The organism is Blautia sp. Marseille-P3087, assembly GCF_900120195.1.
In the GTDB taxonomy this organism is placed as follows: domain Bacteria; phylum Bacillota; class Clostridia; order Lachnospirales; family Lachnospiraceae; genus Blautia_A.
On the sequence record NZ_LT635539.1, the window covers coordinates 295013 to 317790 of the forward strand.

Here is a 22778-nt window from a genome sequence, read left to right on the forward strand (position 1 = left end):
ATGAAAAATAAATTAATAGTGACGTTTTTTCTCTTGATTTTATGTGCCGGATCAGTTACAACAGCGCTGAAATCATTTGATAACGTGCAGAATAATATTGCAACTGCAAAAAAAATACAGACGGCACGTCTGGAGGCGGCGAAGGTTACACCGACACCGACGCCTGAACCTCAGGCAGAGCCGGAACTAAGTGCGACACCGACACCGGAACCGGTGGATCCGGCGATTCCGGTACTTACTTTAACGAGTGATACGATTGAGATTACGGCGGGAAGTTCTTTTTCTGTAATTTCACCTGTTGCAGATATTACGGATGATAAGGATGACAGAAGTTCTCTGTTTCGCAATATTCATGTAACAGGAGATTATAATTTGTATACGCCTGGACAGTATACACTTCAGTATGTGGCGACGGACAGTGACGGACATACTTCACTGCCGGAGACACTGACATTGATCGTGAAATAGCGAGGAGAACGTATGCAGAATATAGGTAGGATGTTTAAAGGGGTTGGAGAATTATCTTCAACCCTGAATACGATTTCAGGTCTGGCATTTGTTGTGGTGTTTATTTTATGCATAGCCGCACTTATTATGTCATGGCTTGTTGTTCCGGGGTTACATTGGAGAACCTCTTCTAAAAATAGATTCAGAAAGACCGCTGTATGGGTGGCAATCGTACTCTATGTGTTTGCGCTTCTGGGTATTATGTTTGTTATGAGAGACCCGGGGCAGGGGTATCAGCTCCGTCTGCTGCCTTTATATGGACTGAAAGATGCAGCATTGCTTAAAACAGAACTGCTTGGTGATCTGGGGAATTTTATTATATTTATTCCGCTGGGAATATTGTTTATGGCACAGTGCACGAGTGAGCAGCCTGTTGTGTGGACAATGATGTTCTCTTTTGGTTTTGGCCTTTTGACAGAACTGCTTCAGTATATCGCCAAAATGGGCATTTTTTCGCCGGAAGAGATGATCTGTGCAGCATTAGGCGGAACACTGGGCGGTCTGCTGACTTATGCATGGCAGAAAACAAAAGGTAAAAAGAAACCGCTTGGTATTCTTTTGCGTGTAGCGTTTAGCCTGTGCCTTGTGGTTGTAATTTTTGTGACGACAGTTTTCGGGACATATCATGTCCTCCGTGTCGGTGGCGAAAAAAACATGCAGGAGAATGTCAGCAATGCTGAACTGAAAATGCAGTCAGACGTAAAGAAGGCGGGAAGTTCTGATCTGATCTGGCGTGATGGAAAAGCCTACCGTTTCAATGATGAAATCATTACGGTTTTGTGTATGGGTATTGACCAGCAGACGGAAGACATTGAACAAAAAGAGGATGTTTCTGGAGAAAGCGGTCAGGCGGACAGTATTTTTCTGGCTGTATTGAACCCGACCCAAAAACAGTTAAGCGTACTTGCGATATCCCGAGATACAATGACTGAAATAGCCACATACGATGCGAAAGGAAATTATATCGGAGATTCTTTAAATCATCTTGGTCTGGAATATGCTTTTGGTGATGGTAAGGAAAAAAGCTGTCAGTATATGGTTGATGCAGTATCCAAATTGTTTTATGGAATTCCGATCAATGGATATGTCGCGTTTAATATGGAGACAATCTCGCAGTTGAATGATGCTGTCGGAGGTGTGACGGTAACTGTTCCGGAGGGTGAGAATATATCAGATAAGCTGAAATCCGGTGAGACAGTGACTCTGAACGGGGACGATGCGGTTTCTTTTGTAAGATATCGAGATACATCTGTAGAGGGCAGCAATAATCTGCGAATTGCGCGTCAGAAGCAGTATCTGATCAATTTCTTTTCCGGGGCTGTGAAGGCGGTGCAGAAAGATGTTTCACTTCCGGGAAAACTGTATCAGGATTTTTCTTCAGAAATGGTGACCAGCATTGGTCTGGATGATGCAGTTTATCTGGTTACAGAAGCAACGGAAATGAGCTTCGGCGAGGACAGCCTGACTGTATTACAGGGAGAAACAAAGACCGGAGACGTCTATGACGAAGTATATATCGACGAGGATGCATTATATGATCTGATTCTTAAAACATTCTATACGGAGGTTGAGATAGGATGAAAATAAGGACGATGATCACAGCGGGACTTTTGGTGCTTCTGCTTTGTATTGTGGGAGCAATTGCAGGAATATATCTTTTTCATTCGCAGGAGCAGCAGGAAAATCCGGATGTATATGCGTGGATTTCCATTCCGGGAACGGATATAGATGCACCGGTTCTGCAGCATTCGGAAGACAATTCCTTTTATGCAGCGCATGACGCGGAGGGAGAGGAAAATCCGGCAGGAGCACTTTATACGGAGAACTACAATCACACAAATTTCGATGATCCGCTTACGGTGATATATGGAAATGACAATCAGGATGGTTCTATGTTTGGAGGGCTGTATCAATATGCAGATGATGCATATATGAAAGAACATGCATGGATCTATATCACCTTTGACAATGCAGAGTATAAATATAAAGTTTTTGCTGCATATAAATCAGATTCCAGGCATATCATGGAACGGTTTAATTCAGGCAAAGAAGAAGCAAACCGCAAAGCTTACCTGGAAAGTATTATGGACAACAGGACAATGGGGGCTCAGATTGACGAAAATGCTCAGGTGACTGCAGATTCAAAGCTTCTTACATTGTCCACACATGATGATTCTGATCCGGAGGGCAGATTCCTTGTGCAGGCATATCTGGTTGAAAAAGAAGAAAAAAGCAATTGATGCATAAAAATAAATGTGCTATAATGTTTCCTATCGAGAAAAGATGAATATAATTATAATTTTATACATGGAGGTACAGGTATGAAAGCGAAAAAACTTATGACAACAGTTCTGGCAGCGTCAGCAGTTCTTGCAATGTCAGTGAATGCAATGGCAGCTGGCAGCATCACAAATGCGGTAGATACAAATAACGTTTCTGCCACACAGACATCCAGAAAGATTGTAGGAGAGAAGGAAGTGCTTTCTACAGAAACAGTTGGTGTCAAACTTGAAAATGTTGAGGCAGATACTTTTGAGAAAGACTTGCAGAGGGAAGTAGATATCCTGAACGACTGCGATGCAGAGACTACTTTACAGGCTGCATTTGAAGGAGTTTATGGTGCTGATAAAGTGCCGGTGATCAATGTTTATGATAAGGATGTAAATATTGTTGAAGAAGCGATTCTGAAAGACTACAAATTCCTTTCACGTGTGATGAATCTGACAATCGATGCAGAGCCGACAGAGGAAGAACCGGTAGAAGTTACCTTTACAGTAAACAATCTTACAGACAAGATTGAGCCATTCATTCTCCATCATTGTGAAGAACACGGATGGGAGATTCTTGAGACAGAAGCTGTAGAAGGCGCTGACAATCAGATCACTGCATCTTTCCATTCAGCAGGCGGTCCGGTTGCAGTTGTATATCGTGAGCTTCCGGAAGAAGATGGAGAGACAGATACAGACGTAGTCGCTCCGTAATAAATATGTATCACCAGAGGAAAGTCATCAGGCTTTCCTCTTTTTTTGTTTCATCCACATTTCAATATATTCCATCTGTTCCTGATCAGAGACTTCCTGTGAGCCGTAATCATCGCCGGCGGCAAGGCAGCAAAACAGTACGAATCCCTGCAGGCAGAAAAACACGATAAGTACAACTATGATCAAAAAAGACACCCCCTTTAGAGTGAAGTGGAATATAGTATTATAAATCCTCTTTTTGGAGTATATGCATGAATCAGCCATTTTATACTGGAAAAGGCATCGGAGTGGCAATTCTTGACACGGGAATTTATCAGCATATTGATTTTGACAGCAGAATCTGTGCTTTTGCGGATTTTATTTCAAATAAAAAAATGGCATATGACGACAACGGGCATGGAACTTGCGTGGCAGGAATCCTTGCCGGAAGCGGTGCTGCATCGATGGGAAAATATAAAGGTGCGGCACCGGGGTGTCATCTTGCAGTGCTGAAAGTGCTGGATCGGTTTGGCAACGGGAATAAAGAAGATGTACTGAAAGCATTTGACTGGATCTTGCGTAACCGGCAGCGATATAATATTCGGATCGTGAATATTTCTGTTGGGACGACATATCGGACACGGAGTGAGCAGGATGTACTTGTAAAGGGCGTGGAAAAGTTGTGGGACGAAGGTCTTGTAGTAGTTGCTGCTGCCGGTAATCAGGGACCGGATCCGGGAAGCGTTACAGCACCGGGCTGCAGCAAAAAAATCATCACAGTTGGTTCCAGTGACATGCTTTCCGGTAAACGTGCTGTGTCTGGGAGAGGACCGACATTTGAATGTGTGTGTAAACCGGATCTGGTGGTACCGGGGAAAAACATCATGGCATGTTCGCCCGGTGCAGGCAATCTCTATAGTATGAAAAGCGGCACGTCCATGTCGACGCCTCTGGTATCCGGGACGATTGCACTTGCACTGGAAAAAGATCCACTGCTCACAAATCTTGAGATCAAAATGATGCTGCGGGAGAGTACGGAGGATATGGGACTGCCGAGAAATCAGCAGGGCTGGGGAAAATTTAACTGTCAAAAATTTCTGGCGTTATAAAAGGTTGCTATAAAATTTTACTATAGTAAAGACTGAAAGTATTGACGTAAATCCTTTTTTCGGATAGAATAATAGGAAAATTGGAATTGTGAAAAGTAAAACATTTACAAAATCAGATATCAAGCAAGGGAGAAGTATTATGAAAAAAATTCAAATGACGACACCGCTGGTAGAAATGGACGGAGACGAAATGACCAGAATCCTCTGGAAGATGATTAAAGACGAACTCCTTCTTCCATTTATTGATCTGAACACAGAGTATTATGATCTTGGATTGAATTATCGTAACGAGACAGATGATCAGGTAACGATTGATGCTGCAGAAGCTACGAAGAAATATGGCGTTGCAGTAAAATGTGCGACAATCACACCGAATCATGCACGTATGGATGAATACGATCTGAAGAAGATGTACAAGAGTCCGAATGGTACGATCCGTGCGATCCTTGATGGAACTGTTTTCCGTGCGCCGATCGTTGTAAAGGGAATTGAGCCATGTGTACGTAACTGGAAAAAGCCGATCACACTTGCGCGTCATGCATACGGTGATATTTATAAAAATACCGAAATGTACATTGACAAACCGGGTAAAGTTGAGCTTGTCTATACATCAGAAGACGGTGAAGAGAAACGTTCCCTTGTACAGGAATTTAAGGCACCGGGAGTTGCGATGGGTATGCACAATATGACTGCATCCATCGAAAGCTTTGCAAGAAGCTGCTTCAACTATGCGCTTGATACAAAGCAGGATGTGTGGTTTGGTGCGAAAGATACCATTTCCAAGACATACGATGCTAAATTTAAGGAAGTTTTCCAGACGATCTTTGATACAGAGTTTAAAGATAAATTCGAAGAAGCAGGTCTGACATATTTCTACAGCCTGATTGATGATATCGTTGCACGTGTTATGAAAGCAGAAGGTGGATTTATCTGGGCATGCAAGAACTATGACGGAGACGTTATGAGTGATATGGTTTCTTCTGCATTTGGTTCACTTGCGATGATGACTTCCGTGCTGGTTTCTCCGCAGGGCTATTATGAATATGAAGCTGCACATGGAACTGTTCAGAGACATTATTATCGTCATCTTGAAGGCAAAGAGACTTCTACCAACTCTGTAGCAACTATCTTCGCATGGACAGGAGCACTCCGTAAACGTGGCGAACTGGACAACAATCAGGAGCTTTCTGATTTTGCGGACAAACTGGAAAAAGCAACTCTTTCTACGATTGAAGACGGCAAGATGACAAAAGACCTTGCACTGATCACCAGTATCGAAAATCCGACTGTACTGAACAGCCGTGACTTCATCCTTGCTATCAGAGAAGAACTGGAAAAAATGTTATAACTAAGACAAGAAGAGCCATTGTACCGGATGATGATACAATGGCTCATATCTTTTGAAAGTGGGAGACTTATGCAAGAGTCTCCCATTTTTCGTATAATTCCTCAAGTTCCTGCTGAATCTTGTCTTTTTCACGGCTCAGTTCAGCGCATCGTCCGACATTGGTGCATACGTCCGGCAGAACAAGGGTGTCGTCAATTTCTTTATCGCGGGTCTCGAGTTCTTCGATACGTTTTTCGACTTTTTTCAGCTCGTTTTCCTGCTTACGTTTGCGTGCCTGTTCTTCTTTTTGCTGCTGCCAGGTGAGCTTTCCTTCAGAAGGTGCCTCTTCTTTGGATTCAACGGAAGTTTCAGCAGCAGAAGGTGCATACTTCTCAGTCAGTTCTTCTTTTTTCTCAAGATAATAATCGTAATCACCTATGTAATTTACAACAGACTGATTAGTCAGATCTAGAATACGTGTTGCAGTCTGATTGATGAAATAACGGTCATGTGATACGTAGAGAACGGTTCCTGTATAGCTGTTCAGTGCTTCTTCAAGGATTTCCTTTGAAGCAATGTCGAGGTGGTTGGTCGGCTCATCGAGGATCAGGAAGTTTGCTTCGGAGAGCATCAGCTTCGCGAGGGATACACGTCCGCGCTCGCCACCGGAAAGTGCGGAGATTTCTTTAAAAACATCATCTCCGGTAAACAAAAATGCTGCGAGCATATTGCGGATTTCTGTTTCTGTGAGAGTCGGGTACGTATCGGAAATTTCCTGAAAAATAGTTTTCTCAGCATGCAGGACATGATGTTCCTGATCGTAATATCCGATCTGTACCTTTACTCCGAGTGAGAAACTTCCGGCATCGGCATCGAGAAGCCCGTTGAGTATCTTGAGCATCGTGGTCTTGCCGGTACCGTTGTTACCGATCAGGGCAACACGCTCACCGCGTTTGATCTGGAAGGAAATATTGGAAAAAAGTTTTTGCTGCGGAAAGCTCTTGGCAAGTTCTTCGACAGTCAGAACGTCATTTCCGCTGACTACACGTGGTTCGAGAGAGAGACGCATCTGACTCTGGACTTCGAGCGGCTTTTCGATCCGCTGAATTTTGTTCAGCATTTTTTCACGGCTTTCGGCACGCTTGATAGATTTTTCTCTGTTGAAAGATTTCAGCTTGACAATGACAGCTTCCTGATGCTTGATGTCGCGCTGCTGGTTCAGGTAGGCTTTGTACTGTGCATCACGGAGCTGCGCCTTCTTTTCTGCGTAGGCGGAATAGTTTCCGCTGTACATGCGGACGTGACTGGCTTCGATTTCAACGACCTTGGTTACAACTTTATCGAGAAAATAACGGTCATGGGAAACGATGAATACAGCGCCCGGATAATTCAGAAGATAAGTTTCCAGCCAGGCGATGCTTTCCATATCGAGGTGGTTGGTCGGCTCATCGAGAAGCAGGATATCCGGTTTGGAAATCAGCAGTTTACCGAGTGCGACACGTGTTTTCTGACCACCTGAAAGAGTGGCCACCTGTTTGTTGAAATCTTCTTCGGCGAAACCAAGACCATTCAGGACACCCATCAGCTCACTCTTATAAGCGTAGCCGTTTTCAAGTTCAAATTCGTGGGTCAGGCGGGTGTAACTGTTCATCAGCCGATCGAGCTCTTCGCCTGAAGCATGTTTCATCTCAAGCTCCATGGAACGCATGCGTTCTTCCATGTCGATGATGTATTGTTTGGTGCTGAGCAGCTCTTCGTAGACGGTACGATGTCCTTGTACATCCTGATACTGTGCGAGATAACCGATCTGCTTGTCCTTCATGAGGACGACCTGACCGGAATCAGCATGCAGCTCGTTCATGATGATGCGGAGAAGAGTCGTTTTGCCTGCACCGTTATTGCCGATCAGAGCGGCTTTTTCCCGTTCTTCTATATGAAATGAGGCATCTTCCAGAATCACTTTTTCACCAAAGGATTTCGAGATGCCCTGACATGATAAAATCATAATCTTTCCTCCATTGTAAATATACCGTAATGATTATAAAAGTAAAAACTTTTTTTGTAAAGAAAAACCGCAAAAATTGTACGTATTTCACAACAAAGATTGACAATAAAATGTCATTTCGTTATAATTAACGGGAAAGTGTAAGGAGGGACAACGGTGGAAGCAAAACAGATTTCAAAAGCTGTGATCAAAAGACTGCCGCGTTACTATAGATACCTGGGTGAACTTCTGGAGGATAATGTAGAGCGTATTTCTTCAAATGACCTTAGTAAGAAAATGCGTGTAACGGCATCACAGATCAGACAGGACTTAAATAACTTTGGGGGATTTGGACAGCAGGGTTACGGATATAACGTAAAATATTTATATACAGAGATTGGTAAGATCCTTGGTCTGGATACGGTACATCCGATGATTATTGTCGGTGCCGGTAATCTCGGTCAGGCGCTTGCCAATTACGTAGAATTTGAGAAACGTGGATTCAAACTTGTTGGTATTTTTGATGTAAACCCGGTGCTCGAGGGCATCGCGGTACGGGGAATTGAAATTCAGATGATCAGTGATCTGCCATTCTTCCTTAAGAAAAATAATGTGGAGATCGCGATTTTGACGTTGCCGAAAAACAAAGCGATAGATATGGCGGATATCCTTATCGAAAATGGAATCAAGGCAATCTGGAATTTTGCACATGTGGATCTGGATACACCGGACGGTGTAATTGTAGAGAACGTTCATCTTTCTGAAAGTCTGATGACATTGTCATATAATCTCAGCCAGTATCGGCAGCAACATGTGGATGATGAGAAATAATTCAGGACAGGCTGTTGCATGGCTCCTTTTCAGGAGATGCTGTGTAATAGCCTGTCTGTTGTTATAAGCAGGAGGTGACCGGATGAAACAGGTAGTGATCTGCCAGGAAATGAAATCCTGTGACAGTTACACGATTGAGAAGATGGGAGTACCGTCCTGTGTGCTTATGGAGCGGGCGGCTCTGAAAGTTGTAGAAGAACTGGAAAAAAGATTTACAACAGAGAATATAAAGCAAAAGATCCTGTGCGTCTGTGGAAGTGGAAATAATGGCGGAGATGGTGTGGCTATTGCGAGAATCCTGCATCAGCACGGCTATCAGAGCGCAATTTATCTGGCAGGAAATCCGGATCACAGGACGGAAGAAATGCAGCGACAGTGCCAGATTGCCGTAAATTATCAGGTGCCTGTTGTGAATAACCTGCATAATGAGGAATATACTACTATAGTAGATGCCATTTTCGGCGTTGGACTGACCAGAGAGGTAAAGGGTGAATACCGTGAACTGATCGCTGAACTGAATGAGATGTCCGGATGGAAAGTAGCTGTTGATCTGCCTTCGGGAGTGGATGGCGATACCGGTATTGAACTTGGAATTGCATTTCGCGCAGACCTTACGGTGACGTTTGCTTTTCGTAAGGCAGGGCTTTGCCTGTATCCGGGAAGAAAGCTTGCCGGTCAGATTGTAGTCGCGGATGTTGGCATCTACAGAGAAGATGGGGCAGAACCGAAGCTGTTTTCGATGGAAAAATCGGATCTGCGTGAATTGCCGGAGAAAGAGGCAGAGGGAAACAAAGGTACTTTTGGAAAAGTACTTGTGGTTGCCGGAAGCCCGGGAATGTGTGGCGCAGCATTCTTAAGTGCTTCGGGAGCCTTTGCAACAGGAGCCGGAATGGTAAAAATTATAACACCTGAGGAAAACCGGATTCCGCTTCAGACCATGCTTCCGGAGGCGATGATTTCATGCACCGGAGACTGGGAAAATGATTTTAACTGGAGTGACGTGCTGGTGATCGGGCCGGGAATCGGAATGACGGTGAAGGCGGCTGATAAAGTGCGGTTTTTCCTTAAAAAAGCAAAGCAGGAGGGAAAGCCGGTTGTGCTGGATGCGGATGGATTGAATCTTCTGGCAGAGAATCCGGAATGGAAAAAATATCTGGGCAGTCATGTGATTCTGACACCGCATATGGGTGAGATGAGCCGTCTGACTGGTAAATCAATCAGAGAATTAAAGAGTGACCGGGCAGGTGCGGCACGTGCACTTGTGGCGGAGACCGGGGCGGTATGCGTACTGAAAGATGCGTGTACAGTGACAGCGGCGCCGGATGGACGTGCATGGATCAATCTTTTGGGAAATGCGGGTATGGCAACCGCAGGAAGTGGAGATGTTTTGTCCGGGGTGCTTGCCGGTATGCAGGCAATGTATCTGGAAACACCAATTGAGGAGAAAGATGTCGGATTTTATGCGGCGCTTGGCACCCTGCTTCATGGCGCAGGTGGTGATCAGGCTGCGCTGCGAAAAGGCATGGCTGGCATGAAGGCCGGAGATGTAGCCTGTGGTGTTGCGGAAATTTTAAAAGAACAACAGAACTTTAAGAAATAAAAGTTTTGAAATACAAAGGAGAGCTTTATCATGAAAAAATTTGACAGAGTGAAGGCAGTTGTTTCTCTGGATGCAATTGCACACAACTTCGAAGAAATGAAAAAAAATATAGCAGAGGGAACAAAGATTGTAGCTGTCATTAAGGCTGATGGTTATGGCCATGGTGCGGAAGCAATCGCGCGTCTGATCGAAGACTATGAATACATCTGGGGATTTGCGACAGCTACACCGGAGGAAGCGCTCCAGTTAAGAGATGCCGGAATTGACAAACCGATTCTTATTCTTGGAATTGTTTTTGAAGAATATTATAAAGAACTGATCGCACATGAAGTACGTATGACCGTCTGTGAATATGAGATGGCTGCGGCACTTTCCGAGGAAGCTGTCCGTCAGGGCAAGCAGGTACATATACACATCGGACTGGATACGGGAATGAGCCGTATAGGATTTGCCGATGTACCGGAAAGTGTAGAGACGATCAAAAAGATCGCGGATCTTCCGAATGTAGAGATCGAAGGTATGTTTACACATTTTGCAAGAGCAGATGAGACGGACCGTTCTCCTGCAATCACACAGCTGAACCGTTATCTTGCATTTGCAGAGCTTCTTGAAAAAGCAGGAGTGGAGATCCCGATGAAACACTGTTCCAACAGTGCAGGTATCATCCGCGTTCCGGAGGCAAATTTGAACGCAGTAAGAGCCGGTATTACGATCTATGGCATTTATCCGTCAAACGAAGTAGAGAGAGACATTGTAAAACTGATTCCTGCAATGGAATTAAAGAGCCACGTATCATACGTCAAAGATCTTCCGGCAGGTACACCGATCAGTTATGGCGGTACATTTGCATCTGAAAAAGACCTGCGTGTGGCAACAATTCCGGTAGGTTATGCAGACGGATATCCGAGAAGCCTTTCTAATAAAGGCTGGGTTCTGATCCACGGACAGAAAGCTCCGATCATCGGAAGAGTCTGCATGGATCAGTTTATGATAGATGTAACAGACATTCCGGATGTAAAACACGGAGATGAAGTTACTCTGATCGGAAAAGACGGAGATGAATTTATCAGTATTGAGACATTTGGTGATCTGTCAGGCAGATTTTCTTATGAATTTGCATGTGACATCAGCAAACGTGTACCGAGAGTCTATATAAAAGACGGCAGAGAATGGGGAGATCTGACCTTCTTTAAATAAACTTCCGGATTGTGGGGACAGCCCGGAAAGATTCCTGCAGACTGAAAAGGATGCAGTGAAAATACCACGCATGTATACACAGAAGAAAAATGGAAATACTAATTCCAGAGAAAAAAGAATCGGAGTGTGATTGTGTGGTAATTAAGCGAGGGGATATTTTTTACGCAGATTTAAGACCGGTTGTCGGAAGTGAACAGGGCGGTGTGCGTCCGGTCCTGATCATACAGAATGATGTCGGCAACCGTCACAGCCCTACGGTGATCTGCGCGGCTATTACATCAAAGATGAATAAGGCAAAGCTGCCGACGCACATAGAGATCGATGCATCTGCATATGGAATCGAAAAGGATTCTGTAATCTTGCTGGAACAGCTGCGTACCATTGACAAAAAACGTCTGAAAGATAAGGTCTGTCATCTGGATCAGGTGATGCTGGACCGGGTAAATCATGCACTTGAGATCAGTCTGGAGCTTACTTTTTAGCTGTTTAAAGGTGTTATCCTTGACGAACGTAAGTGAAAGTGCTATATTTTATCAGTAATTATGCAGAGTTGTAACTGTTCAGTACATTCACAGTTACGTATATTTTACATTTGAAATCAGTAAGACAGATCGTGGAAGGAAAAGGAAACAAAATGGACGATGGCAGTCGCCTGCCCCTTGAGGAGGGGCATGTAAAGAAAAAATCAGGGATATTTGATAAACTGACACATATTTTTCATGGGAAGCAACAGGATGCAGTGACCGAGAAAGAAATCATTTCCATGGTGGATGAGGCACATGAGAAAGGTGTCCTTCACAAGGATGAAGCTGAAATGATCCAGAATATTTTTGCTTTCGAGGATAAGGAAGTGGGTGCTGTCATGACGCATCGAAGCCATGTGGCAGCGTTTGCGCTGGAAGATCTGCTCAAAGATGTGGTGGAACATATGATGGAAGAGGGAAATTCCCGCTATCCTGTCTGTGGAGAGGATATGGATGATATCCGGGGCCTGATCCATTATAAGGATGCGTTGAAATTCTTTACACAGAATTCATGGGCGAAGTTCAAACCATTGAAAGAACTGCCGGGATTGATACGTAAAGTGACTTTTGTTCCGGAGACCAGACACATCGGTCAGCTTTTTCGTACCATGCAGGCCAGACAGGTACATATGGCGGTTGTGGTGGATGAATATGGTCAGACAGCAGGTATCGTGACGATGGAAGATATTCTGGAAGAGATCGTCGGTGATATTTTTGATGAGTACGATGAAAGTAAAGATACATTCCGACCCCAGGTGGACAACAGTATCATCATTGACGGACTTGCGAGTCTTACGGATGTAGAGCAGGAGCTGGATATTGATTTCGGAGATGTTGAGATGGAGACACTCAACGGATATCTGACGGAGCATCTGGGACACATACCTGCCCAGGATGATCTCGACAGAGAAATAGTTGCAAACGGCTACAGATTTAAGATTCTTTCGCTGGGCAACCGGACGATCGGAAGGGTCAGAGCCGAGAAAATAAATGACAAAGAAACAAAAGGAGAGAGTGAAACATGTCAGGACATTCAAAATTCGCAAACATAAAGCACAAAAAGGAAAAAAATGATGCCAAAAAGGGTAAGATTTTTACTGTTATCGGCCGTGAGATCGTTATGGCTGTAAAGGCCGGCGGTCCGGACCCGAACAACAACAGCAAACTTCGTGATGTCATTGCAAAAGCAAAAGCAAACAACATGCCGAACGATACAATCGACCGTGGCATCAAGAAAGCAGCAGGTGCAGATTCCGCAGACAGTTACGAGCATGCTACATACGAAGGTTATGGCCCGAATGGTGTTGCAATCATCGTTGAAACTCTGACAGACAACAAAAACCGTACAGCAAGTAATGTTAGAAATGCATTTACAAAAGGTTACGGAAGCATCGGAACACAGGGGTGTGTATCCTTCATGTTTGACCAGAAAGGTCAGATCATCATTGATAAAGAAGAACTGGAAGACGAATGCGGCGATATGGATGCAGATGAGCTGATGATGACTGCTCTTGATGCTGGCGCTGAGGACTTCAATGAAGAAGAAGACAGCTTTGAGATCCTTACCGCTCCGGACGATTTCAGTGCAGTACGTGAAGCTCTGGAAAAAGCAGGAATTCCGATGGTAGAAGCACAGGTTGCCATGGTTCCGCAGACATACGTAGAACTGACAGATGAACAGGATGTTAAGAATCTTCAGAGAACACTGGATCTTCTCGATGAAGACGATGATGTTACAGACGTTTGGACAAACTGGGACGAATGATTCATCAGAAATTGATTTGAAAAGATACATCTGAATAAAATTGATTTGTATAAGTAAGGGTACTTCTGCTTGCCGGATTAAGAAAGAATCACTTAAGTCTGATGGAGAAGCTGGATGCAGTCCTGATGTATATGAATCCATAGTTTTACACAAAATACCTTCATGAATGTACATGGAGGTATTTTTATGTCTGAAAACAAAAATGAAAAACAGCAGGAAATTGATACACAGAAAGAACAGGATGAGCAGATCAGGGAGACGGGACAGCTTACGCTTGATCAGAACAAAAGGAAACACAGGATTGAACTTCTGACGATCATTGGCGAGGTAGAAGGGCATGACAGTGCGCCTTCACAGAGTAAGACAACGAAGTATGAACATGTCCTTCCGAAACTGGCATTGATTGAGGATGATAAAGACGTGGATGGACTGTTAATCCTTTTGAATACAGTCGGGGGAGATGTTGAAGCGGGACTTGCAATCGCGGAAATGATCGCATCTTTGAGTATTCCTACAGTTTCTCTTGTGCTGGGAGGCGGGCATTCGATCGGAGTGCCGATGGCGGTGTCGGCAGATTATTCTTTTGCAGTGCCGAGTGCAACGATGGTGATTCATCCGGTGCGTTCCAGCGGAATGTTTATCGGTGTGGCGCAGTCTTACCGGAATATCGAGAAAATTCAGGACCGCATTACTGGTTTTATTGCGGCACATTCCGATACGACACAGGAACGGCTCGAGGAACTGATGCTGGATACCAGTCAGCTTGTCAAAGATGTAGGAACGATGCTTGAAGGAAGAGAAGCAGTCAAGGAAGGGCTGATTGATGAGATCGGCGGAATACGGGAGGCGCTTGCACGGCTGCATCAGATGATTGAAGAAAAAAAGCTGAAGGCAGGAAAGTAATATGAAAAAATAGTCGGTTTTATGCATGTTTATAAATCTTTTCCTTGTAATAGGAAAGATTTTAGCGTATTATTATTAAGGGATTGAATGAATATACGCTAGGAGGGAAACAATGTATAAGATTTTAAAAGCTGAGACACTGGCAGCTAAGATCCATCTTATGGTCGTTCACGCACCGCGTGTTGCAAGCCACTGTCAGCCAGGACAATTTATCATCGTAAAAATGGATGAAAAGGGAGAGAGAATTCCGCTTACAATCTGTGACTATGATCGTGAAGAAGGCACAGTAACAATCGTATTCCAGGAAGTTGGTGCATCTACTATCAGGATGTCCGAATTAAAAGCAGGAGATTCTTTCCGTGATTTTGTAGGACCTCTGGGATGTCCTTCTGAATTTGTTAACGAGGATATTGAAGAATTAAAGAAAAAGAAAATGGTATTTATTGCCGGAGGTGTTGGTACCGCACCGGTTTACCCACAGGTAAAATGGCTGAAAGAACATGGTATTACTGCAGATGTAATCCTTGGTTCCAAGACTAAAGATATGGTTATTCTTGAAAAAGAACTTGCAGCAGTTTCCAACCTTTATGTTACAACAGATGACGGATCTTACGGACGTTCCGGTATGGTTACAAAGACTCTGGAAGATCTCGTTACAAACGAGGGCAAACAGTATGATGTCTGTGTTGCAATCGGACCTATGATCATGATGAAATTTGTCTGTCTTCTTACTAAGAAGCTGGGCATCCATACAATCGTCAGCATGAACCCGATCATGGTAGACGGAACAGGTATGTGTGGAGCATGCCGTCTTCAGGTTGGTGATGAGATTAAATTTGCCTGTGTAGACGGACCGGAATTTGACGGACACCTTGTAGATTTCGATCAGGCTATGAAGAGAAGCCAGATGTACAAGACTGAAGAAGGTCGTGCATTACTGAAGCTTCAGGAAGGCGATACCCACCACGGTGGATGCGGACAGTGCGGAGGTGACAAGTAATGGCAGATGCAAAAATGTTAAAAAAAGTACCTGTAAGAGAACAGGATCCGAAGGTACGTGCAACAAACTTTGAAGAAGTTTGTCTTGGATATAATCAGGAAGAAGCAATGGAAGAAGCTCAGAGATGTCTGGGCTGCAAGAAACCTAAATGCGTAGAGGGCTGTCCGGTATCTATCGATATTCCTGGATTCATCGAGCAGATCAAAGAAGGCAACATGGAAGAAGCTTACAAAGTAATCGGACTTTCTTCCGCACTTCCGGCTATCTGTGGTCGTGTATGTCCGCAGGAGTCCCAGTGTGAAGGACAGTGTATCCGTGGTAAGAAGGGCGAAGCTGTTTCTATCGGTAAACTGGAGAGATTTGTTGCTGACTACGCTCTGGAGCATGATATCAAACCAGCCGGCGCAGAAGTGAAGAACGGACACAAAGTCGCAGTTATCGGTTCCGGTCCGTCCGGTCTTACCTGTGCAGGTGATCTTGCAAAAGCAGGTTATGATGTAACTGTATTTGAAGCACTTCATGAACTCGGCGGCGTTCTTGTTTATGGTATTCCGGAATTCCGTCTTCCAAAACAGAAAGTCGTTAAGAAAGAAATCGCAAAAGTCAAAGAACTTGGCGTTAAATTTGAAACAAACGTTGTCATCGGTAAATCCACAACGATCGATCAGCTGATCGAGGATGAAGGATTTGAGGCAGTATTTATCGGTTCCGGTGCAGGTCTTCCAATGTTTATGGGAATCCCGGGTGAGAACGCAAGTGGTGTATTCTCTGCAAACGAATACCTGACAAGAAGCAACCTGATGAAAGCTTTCGATGATTCTTATGATACACCGATCGCAGCAGGCAAGAAAGTTGCCGTTGTCGGTGGTGGTAACGTAGCTATGGACGCAGCAAGAACTGCTCTGAGACTTGGTGCAGAAGTACATATCGTTTACAGAAGAAGTGAAGCAGAGCTTCCGGCACGAGCTGAAGAAGTTCATCATGCAAAAGAAGAAGGTATTATCTTTGATCTTCTTACAAATCCGAAGGAAATCCTTGTTGACGAAAACGGTCATGTACATGGCATGAAAGTTGTCAAGATGGAACTCGGCGAGCCGGATGCATCCGGAAGAAGACGTCCGGTAGAGATTCCGGGATCTGAGTATGACATGGATGTAGATACAGTCATCATGTCCCTTGGTACTTCTCCGAATCCATTGATTTCTTCCACTACAAAAGGTCTTGAAATCAACAAGAGAAGATGTATTGTTGCCGAAGAAGAAACAGGTAAGACATCCAAAGACGGTGTTTACGCCGGTGGTGATGCCGTTACTGGTGCAGCTACTGTTATCCTTGCTATGGGAGCAGGTAAAGCTGGTGCAAAAGGTATTGACGAATATCTGAAAAACAAATAATAAGCAATGCTTATGCGAAGAAGCCTTTGACCGCGGATGGGATGCGGTCAAAAGGCTTTTTTTTTTCTGGAAAATGTGTTATACTGACCACTGGTAATGTGCCTTATTATCGGAAAAGCACACGTAAATCAAAAGAAAAGGGAAAAATTATGACGGTTTTATACATCATTTTACTTGCCATTGTGCAGGGAATTACAGAGTTTTTACCGGTCAGCAGTTTCGGACATCTCTGTTTTCTGCAGAATTTTCTCGGTATGGAGCACGGATCGGGTGTCCTGCTTGAGACCATGCTGCATCTGGGAACACTGGCAGCAATTTTTATGACATTCCAGAAGGACATACGACACCTTGCGTTCGAAGCGCTGGACATGTTTATGGATCTGATCGGAAATGCAAATCTGTACATACACAACAGAAGGACAGGAGATCAGCTTCATTATACACGCATTATCAGTAATGTATATCGGAAGTTTGTGGTTTTGCTTCTTGTATCTATGATTCCGACTGTATTTCTGGGTTATGCTGCAAGACGACTGGTTTCGGTATCCGCTACGTCCGTATTGATTCCGGGGGCCGGAATTCTTGTGACAGGTATTCTTTTGCTGGTTATTGATTTGAGCCGTGTTGGTGGTACGAAGGCAGCGAAAGATGCCCATTTTTCTGATGCAATGTGGATCGGTATCTGTCAGGGACTTTCTGTATTTCCGGGACTTTCCAGAAGTGGACTTACGATCAGTGCGGGATTAATGAGTGGATTTTCACGCACATTTGCGGTTAAATATTCTTACATATTATCAATCCCGGCAATCATCGGTGCGATGATCATGGAGCTTGGTCAGTTCGGCTCCGCAGACATGACAGTAGGACTTGGATTTGCCTATGTATTTGGCATGATCATTGCGGCAGTGGTCGGCATGTTTGCGATACGTACCTGCCTGCGCCTGGTGCATAAAGGAAAATTCCGCTACTTTGCTTATTATTGTTTCCTTGCAGGATTTATTGCCCTGATAACGAATTCTGCATTATAAAGCTTGAAATTTTAGGAGGGGTGCCAGAGTGGCAGCAACAAAGAAACCGACCAACCGAAAAGGGACCGGCAGGTCTTCTTCCGGACGTAAAAATACAAAAAAGAAAACGACAGCGAAACAGAGTGTAACCAGTGGATTTCAGACAGAAATTATTCTGCTTATAATTCTGGCAGCTTCGATCATTCTGATTTTCAGTAACCTTGGAATGGGAGGCACTGTCGGTGCAACGATCAGCGCGGCATTTTTTGGCGTGATGGGCATCCTTGCGTATCTGTTTCCGCTTCTGATCTTCGGATGTGCGGTCTTTCTGGTATCGAACCGCAGGAACCCGCTGGCATACAAAAAGGCGCTTGCGGTACTGGTATTTGGTATCTTTCTGTGTGGACTGATCCAGCTTCTGACGGAAGGATATATGCCGAGTATGACACTGGCTGATTATTATTCTGTAAGTTCAGTTTATCATACCGGTGGAGGCGTGATCGGCGGCGCAATCTGTATTTCGACTACCTCTGCATTTGGTGTGGCGGGTGGTTATGTGATCATTGTTCTTGTATTATTGATTTCTCTGATCCTTGTAACGCAGAAATCTTTCTTCGGATTTGTGTTCCGTGTGTGGGATGCTGTCTGTGCGCTTGCACGTGATGGCCGCGATATGTATATGGAAGGTCAGCCGGAACGTGACCTGAGAAAAGAACTTCGCGTACAGGAACGCCGTCAGCGAAAAGAAGAACGTCAGGCACAGCGTATCCGTGAACTGGAGGAAGCACTGGCAGAAGATGCAGAAGATGAAAATGTTGCAGCAAAGGCAGAAAAAGAGAATGCAGGAGAAACGGAAGCGTCTAAAAAATCGGCATCGAAAAAGAAACGTACAGGATTTCTTGAAGGTACGAAGCTGGCGCCTTGTGAAAATAAAACCGAAGATATGGGGACTCCTGTGCCATTGCAGGAAGCAGACTTTGAAATCCATCGTGCAGAGCCGGTATATGAAGAACCTGTATATGAAGAACCCGTATACGAAGAACCAGAAGTGCATGAGGAGCAGGGCTTTGAACCAGAAGAGAAGATGCCTTATGAAGAACCGCAGGCTCACTATGTGACTGAGCAGCATAGCGATTACGGTGCACCACAAGAGATTTATCCTGAGGCAGAGCCGGATTATGATCCACAGCCGGTACAGAGCGAAACAGTGTATAAATCAGATGCGACAGTCGATGCGTCAGAATCTCAGCCGACTGTTGCTGCGGAAAAAGTCCCTTCACAGCCTGCTAAGAATCCGAAATCTTCTCCGAAGGAGATCGAGAACGGAATTCAGAACATCCAAAAAGAAATTATACAGAAGAATGAAGTGGTCAAAAAGGAATATCATTATCCGCCGCTGAAGCTTCTGAAGCGTGGTGACGGTAAATCACAGGGAGATTCTGACGAACATCTTCGCAAAACAGCGAAGAAACTGCAGGATACACTGCATAACTTCGGGGTGAATGTCACAGTCACAAATGTAAGCTGTGGACCGACAGTTACCCGTTATGAACTCCAGCCGGAGATGGGCGTAAAGGTAAGTAAAATCGTAAATCTTGCAGACGATATCAAGCTGAACCTTGCGACACCGGATATTCGTATCGAAGCACCGATACCGGGCAAGGCTGCCGTCGGTATTGAAGTGCCGAATAAAGAAAACCATGCGGTCATGTTGAGAGAACTGCTGCAGTCACAGGAATTCCAGACTGCAAAATCAAAACTGGCGTTTGCTGTCGGCAAAGATATCGCAGGCAAACCGGTCGTTACGGATATCGCAAAGATGCCGCATCTTCTGATTGCGGGAGCAACCGGTTCCGGTAAATCTGTATGTATCAATACGCTGATCGTCAGCATTTTATATAAAGCGAAGCCGGAAGAAGTCAAACTTATCATGATTGACCCGAAAGTAGTAGAGCTGAGTGTATACAACGGAATTCCACATCTGTTGATCCCTGTAGTGACCGACCCGAAAAAGGCTGCCGGTGCACTGAACTGGGCTGTTACGGAGATGATGGGCCGTTACAATACTTTTGCGGAGTTTGGTGTCCGCAATTTGCAGGAATACAATCGAAAGGTTGATGGAATGCGTATTCCGGAAGGAGAAGAACGACCGGAACGTATGCCGCAGATCGTGATCGTGGTAGACGAGCTTGCTGACCTTATGATGGTTGCACCGGGCGAAGTTGAGGATGCAATCTGCCGTCTGGCACAGCTTGCACGTGCAGCAGGTATTCATCTGATCATTGCAACACAGCGTCCGTCTGTAAACGTTATTACCGGTCTGATCAAGGCAAATATGCCGTCCCGAATCGCTTTCTCTGTTTCTTCGGGTGTAGACTCCAGAACGATTCTGGATATGAATGGTGCCGAGAAACTTCTGGGTAAAGGAGATATGCTGTTTTATCCGCAGGGCTATCAGAAACCGGCACGACTGCAGGGCGCGTTTGTATCGGATGAAGAAGTCAGCGCAATTGTTGATTTTCTTGCAGATAAGAATCCGGGAACACAGTACAATGCACAGATCGAACAGCAGGTAAATACGGTCAGTCTGTCTGCAGGAGGTGCTTCTTCCGGGGATGAGAGAGATGTTTATTTCGTGGATGCCGGTAAATTTATCATCGAGAAAGAAAAGGCATCTATCGGTATGCTTCAGAGAATGTTCAAAATCGGCTTTAACAGAGCGGCAAGGATCATGGATCAGTTGTGTGATGCAGGAGTTGTAGGTCCGGAAGAAGGAACAAAACCGCGTAAAGTACTGATGTCGCAGGAACAGTTTGAAAATTACTTAGAGGAAAATGGCTGATGGAGATAAGAATCGTAACAGTTGGAAAAATTAAAGAGAAATATCTGAATGACGGAATTGCAGAATATGCGAAACGTCTCAGCCGTTACTGTAAGCTTACATTCTGCCAGGTTACGGATGAAAAGACACCGGACAAAGCTTCGGATGCATTGAACGAACAGATCAAAAATACAGAAGCTCAGCGCCTGATGAAGCAGATCCGTGAACAGGATTATGTGATCGCACTTGCACTTGATGGCAAGATGTTGGATTCCATAGAACTTTCTCAAAAAATCAGCCGTCTGGGGGTCGAGGGCAAAAGTTCGATCGCTTTTGTGATCGGCGGTTCGCTTGGACTTGGAGATGAAGTGCTTAGGAGAGCAGATTATAAGCTCAGTTTTTCAAAAATGACTTTTCCACATCAGCTTATGCAGATGATTCTACTCGAACAGATCTATCGGAGCTATCGGATCATGAACAACGAACCGTACCACAAATGACGGCAGCAATAAAGATACATTCCGGACAGTCCGGTTTGTAATAAAGGATTCCATAAAGGAGGATAAGTGATATGACAACAGAAAGAATAGAGAACATGGCAGGCGGCCAGGGACACGTACTGATCAAAAGACTTCTCAATGAAAAACAGTTAAACGGTAAATGTGGCCTGTATGCAGAAGTAACACTGGAGCCGGGATGTTCTCTGGGATACCACGAACATCACAACGAAAGCGAAACTTATTATATCCTTTCAGGAAAAGGCATCTACAGCGACAACGGCACACTGCGTATGGTGAAAGCCGGTGATGTGACCTTTACACCGGACGGCCAGGGGCATGGAATGACAAATACCGGCGATGAAGACCTTGTTTTCATGGCACTGATCATTCTGGACTAATAAGCGAAACGGAGGAAGTACACATGGCTGAACTGGATACTGCAAAATTCGAAGAATTTATTTCCGCGTATCCGATATATGAATATCGCATTCTGGACACATCTGATCTTTCTGTAGCAACAAGAGTACGTCAGATCTGCAGGCAGGAATGTGAACGATATGGAAGTACATGGGCCTGTCCTCCGGCTGTCGGTACGCTTGAGGAGTGCGAAAAAAGGATCCGCAGCTATGGGAAGGCTGTGTTTTTTTCCAGTGTTGCAGAGGTTTCAGATCTTATGAATATGCAGGAAATGCTTTCTACAAGGGATGCGCATGAAGATCTGACTACCGAAGTTGCCGGATTTTTAAAAGAACAGGGATTTGATACATTTACTCTGTCGACGGAATCCTGCGATATCTGTGAAACCTGTGCCTATACACAGGGCGAACCGTGCAGATTTCCGGAAAGGATGCATCCCTGTCTGGAAAGTCATGGTGTTGTGGTGAGCGAGATTGTTGAGAAAGAACACATGGAATATAGTCTGGGCGGAAATACCATTCTCTGGTTTTCTATGGTCCTGTACCGGGCAGCATAAATATTACATAACGAAGACCTCTCTGGCATAAAGTAGTGATAAAGACCGGAGAGGTTCTTTTTATGAAAAAAGAAAAAGAGCGAAAGAACTGGCGAGGAAATCTGGTCACTTCACTGGAGGTTCCAGGTGATCTTGCTATGAAAGAAACCATAGTGACACTTACCGGGCGAAGCCATGCGATAATCTGCAATTACAAAAGCATTCTCCGGTATCAGCAGGAAGAAATCATTGTGCTGGGATTTCATGGAAAGATAGCCATCCGGGGGAAAAGACTCATGATTCCGAAATATACACCGGAGGAAATGCAGATAGAGGGGATGATATCAGAAATTGTAATGGGATAATTGTAATAGGATAATTATAATAGAACGTCAGG

The 22778-nt window shown here is 44.6% G+C and carries 23 protein-coding genes; 21 read left to right on the plus strand and 2 right to left on the minus strand.

Going from position 1 to position 22778, the window contains the following annotated elements; translation table 11 throughout:
• From BQ7344_RS01320 to BQ7344_RS01335, 4 genes are all read left to right on the plus strand, one after another.
• The gene (locus BQ7344_RS01320) at positions 1–468 is read left to right on the plus strand and encodes an immunoglobulin-like domain-containing protein (protein ID WP_072521090.1); all 468 of its coding nucleotides are present in this window, start codon (positions 1–3) and stop codon (positions 466–468) included.
• 12 nt (positions 469–480) lie between these two features.
• Positions 481–2088, plus strand: coding sequence for an LCP family glycopolymer transferase (locus BQ7344_RS01325; protein ID WP_083585460.1), 1608 nt, complete (start codon positions 481–483; stop codon positions 2086–2088).
• On the plus strand, positions 2085–2747 hold the full coding sequence (locus BQ7344_RS01330) for a class B sortase (protein ID WP_072521092.1): 663 nt from the start codon (positions 2085–2087) through the stop codon (positions 2745–2747). Before BQ7344_RS01325 ends, BQ7344_RS01330 begins: the two co-directional genes overlap by 4 nt.
• 81 nt (positions 2748–2828) lie before the next feature.
• Positions 2829–3488 carry a hypothetical protein gene (locus tag BQ7344_RS01335; protein WP_072521093.1) on the plus strand — a complete coding sequence of 220 codons (660 nt, stop codon included), beginning with the start codon at positions 2829–2831 and terminating at the stop codon, positions 3486–3488.
• Between the two features lie 27 nt (positions 3489–3515).
• Here the strand turns inward: BQ7344_RS01335 and BQ7344_RS16255 are convergent, their stop codons facing one another.
• Positions 3516–3674, minus strand: a complete 159-nt coding sequence (locus BQ7344_RS16255) for a hypothetical protein (protein WP_182448579.1) — start codon at positions 3672–3674, stop codon at positions 3516–3518.
• A gap of 65 nt (positions 3675–3739) precedes the next feature.
• On the opposite strand from BQ7344_RS16255, the gene BQ7344_RS01340 reads away from it, so the two are divergent.
• Together BQ7344_RS01340 and BQ7344_RS01345 are read left to right on the plus strand one after the other, a co-directional pair.
• Entirely contained in the window at positions 3740–4576 is an 837-nt protein-coding gene (locus BQ7344_RS01340; RefSeq protein ID WP_072521094.1) for a S8 family peptidase, read from the plus strand.
• A 139-nt stretch (positions 4577–4715) separates the two neighbouring features.
• Positions 4716–5924 carry an NADP-dependent isocitrate dehydrogenase gene (locus BQ7344_RS01345; protein WP_072521095.1) on the plus strand — a complete coding sequence of 403 codons (1209 nt, stop codon included), beginning with the start codon at positions 4716–4718 and terminating at the stop codon, positions 5922–5924.
• Between the two features lie 67 nt (positions 5925–5991).
• On the opposite strand, the gene abc-f is transcribed toward BQ7344_RS01345, so the two are convergent.
• Positions 5992–7908: a ribosomal protection-like ABC-F family protein gene (gene abc-f / locus BQ7344_RS01350; protein ID WP_072521096.1), complete on the minus strand. Its 1917-nt coding sequence runs from the start codon at positions 7906–7908 to the stop codon at positions 5992–5994.
• Between the two features lie 156 nt (positions 7909–8064).
• Between abc-f and BQ7344_RS01355 the strand changes: the two genes are divergently transcribed.
• From BQ7344_RS01355 to BQ7344_RS01425, 15 genes are all read left to right on the plus strand, one after another.
• The gene (locus tag BQ7344_RS01355) at positions 8065–8718 is read left to right on the plus strand and encodes a redox-sensing transcriptional repressor Rex (RefSeq protein ID WP_072521097.1); all 654 of its coding nucleotides are present in this window, start codon (positions 8065–8067) and stop codon (positions 8716–8718) included.
• Positions 8719–8800: 82 nt separating this feature from the next.
• On the plus strand, positions 8801–10318 hold the full coding sequence (locus BQ7344_RS01360; protein WP_072521098.1) for a bifunctional ADP-dependent NAD(P)H-hydrate dehydratase/NAD(P)H-hydrate epimerase: 1518 nt from the start codon (positions 8801–8803) through the stop codon (positions 10316–10318).
• A 30-nt stretch (positions 10319–10348) separates the two neighbouring features.
• Complete coding sequence (alr, locus tag BQ7344_RS01365; protein WP_072521099.1) at positions 10349–11515, plus strand: alanine racemase; 1167 nt, start codon at positions 10349–10351, stop codon at positions 11513–11515.
• Positions 11516–11604: 89 nt separating this feature from the next.
• The gene (locus BQ7344_RS01370; RefSeq protein WP_072521100.1) at positions 11605–11997 is read left to right on the plus strand and encodes a type II toxin-antitoxin system PemK/MazF family toxin; all 393 of its coding nucleotides are present in this window, start codon (positions 11605–11607) and stop codon (positions 11995–11997) included.
• A 152-nt stretch (positions 11998–12149) separates the two neighbouring features.
• Entirely contained in the window at positions 12150–13091 is a 942-nt protein-coding gene (locus BQ7344_RS01375) for a hemolysin family protein (protein WP_072521101.1), read from the plus strand.
• Entirely contained in the window at positions 13061–13804 is a 744-nt protein-coding gene (locus tag BQ7344_RS01380) for a YebC/PmpR family DNA-binding transcriptional regulator (RefSeq protein ID WP_015542820.1), read from the plus strand. The genes BQ7344_RS01375 and BQ7344_RS01380 overlap by 31 nt, the downstream gene beginning before the upstream one ends.
• 186 nt (positions 13805–13990) lie before the next feature.
• Positions 13991–14707, plus strand: coding sequence for a ClpP family protease (locus tag BQ7344_RS01385; RefSeq protein ID WP_072521102.1), 717 nt, complete (start codon positions 13991–13993; stop codon positions 14705–14707).
• Positions 14708–14819: 112 nt separating this feature from the next.
• Positions 14820–15707, plus strand: coding sequence for a sulfide/dihydroorotate dehydrogenase-like FAD/NAD-binding protein (locus BQ7344_RS01390; RefSeq protein WP_072521103.1), 888 nt, complete (start codon positions 14820–14822; stop codon positions 15705–15707).
• Positions 15707–17101 carry an NADPH-dependent glutamate synthase gene (gene gltA, locus BQ7344_RS01395; RefSeq protein ID WP_072521104.1) on the plus strand — a complete coding sequence of 465 codons (1395 nt, stop codon included), beginning with the start codon at positions 15707–15709 and terminating at the stop codon, positions 17099–17101. The genes BQ7344_RS01390 and gltA overlap by 1 nt, the downstream gene beginning before the upstream one ends.
• Positions 17102–17250: 149 nt before the next feature.
• A complete protein-coding gene (locus tag BQ7344_RS01400; RefSeq protein ID WP_072523313.1) occupies positions 17251–18129 on the plus strand; it encodes an undecaprenyl-diphosphate phosphatase in 879 nt (292 codons plus the stop codon).
• 28 nt (positions 18130–18157) lie between these two features.
• On the plus strand, positions 18158–20950 hold the full coding sequence (locus BQ7344_RS01405) for an FtsK/SpoIIIE family DNA translocase (RefSeq protein WP_330392797.1): 2793 nt from the start codon (positions 18158–18160) through the stop codon (positions 20948–20950).
• Complete coding sequence (gene rlmH, locus BQ7344_RS01410; protein ID WP_072521105.1) at positions 20950–21429, plus strand: 23S rRNA (pseudouridine(1915)-N(3))-methyltransferase RlmH; 480 nt, start codon at positions 20950–20952, stop codon at positions 21427–21429. The genes BQ7344_RS01405 and rlmH overlap by 1 nt, the downstream gene beginning before the upstream one ends.
• A 71-nt stretch (positions 21430–21500) precedes the next feature.
• Positions 21501–21827, plus strand: a complete 327-nt coding sequence (locus BQ7344_RS01415) for a cupin domain-containing protein (RefSeq protein ID WP_072521106.1) — start codon at positions 21501–21503, stop codon at positions 21825–21827.
• Between the two features lie 23 nt (positions 21828–21850).
• Positions 21851–22402: a DUF2284 domain-containing protein gene (locus BQ7344_RS01420; protein ID WP_072521107.1), complete on the plus strand. Its 552-nt coding sequence runs from the start codon at positions 21851–21853 to the stop codon at positions 22400–22402.
• A 62-nt stretch (positions 22403–22464) separates the two neighbouring features.
• Entirely contained in the window at positions 22465–22746 is a 282-nt protein-coding gene (locus tag BQ7344_RS01425) for a YabP/YqfC family sporulation protein (RefSeq protein ID WP_072521108.1), read from the plus strand.
• Positions 22747–22778: the final 32 nt, after the last annotated feature.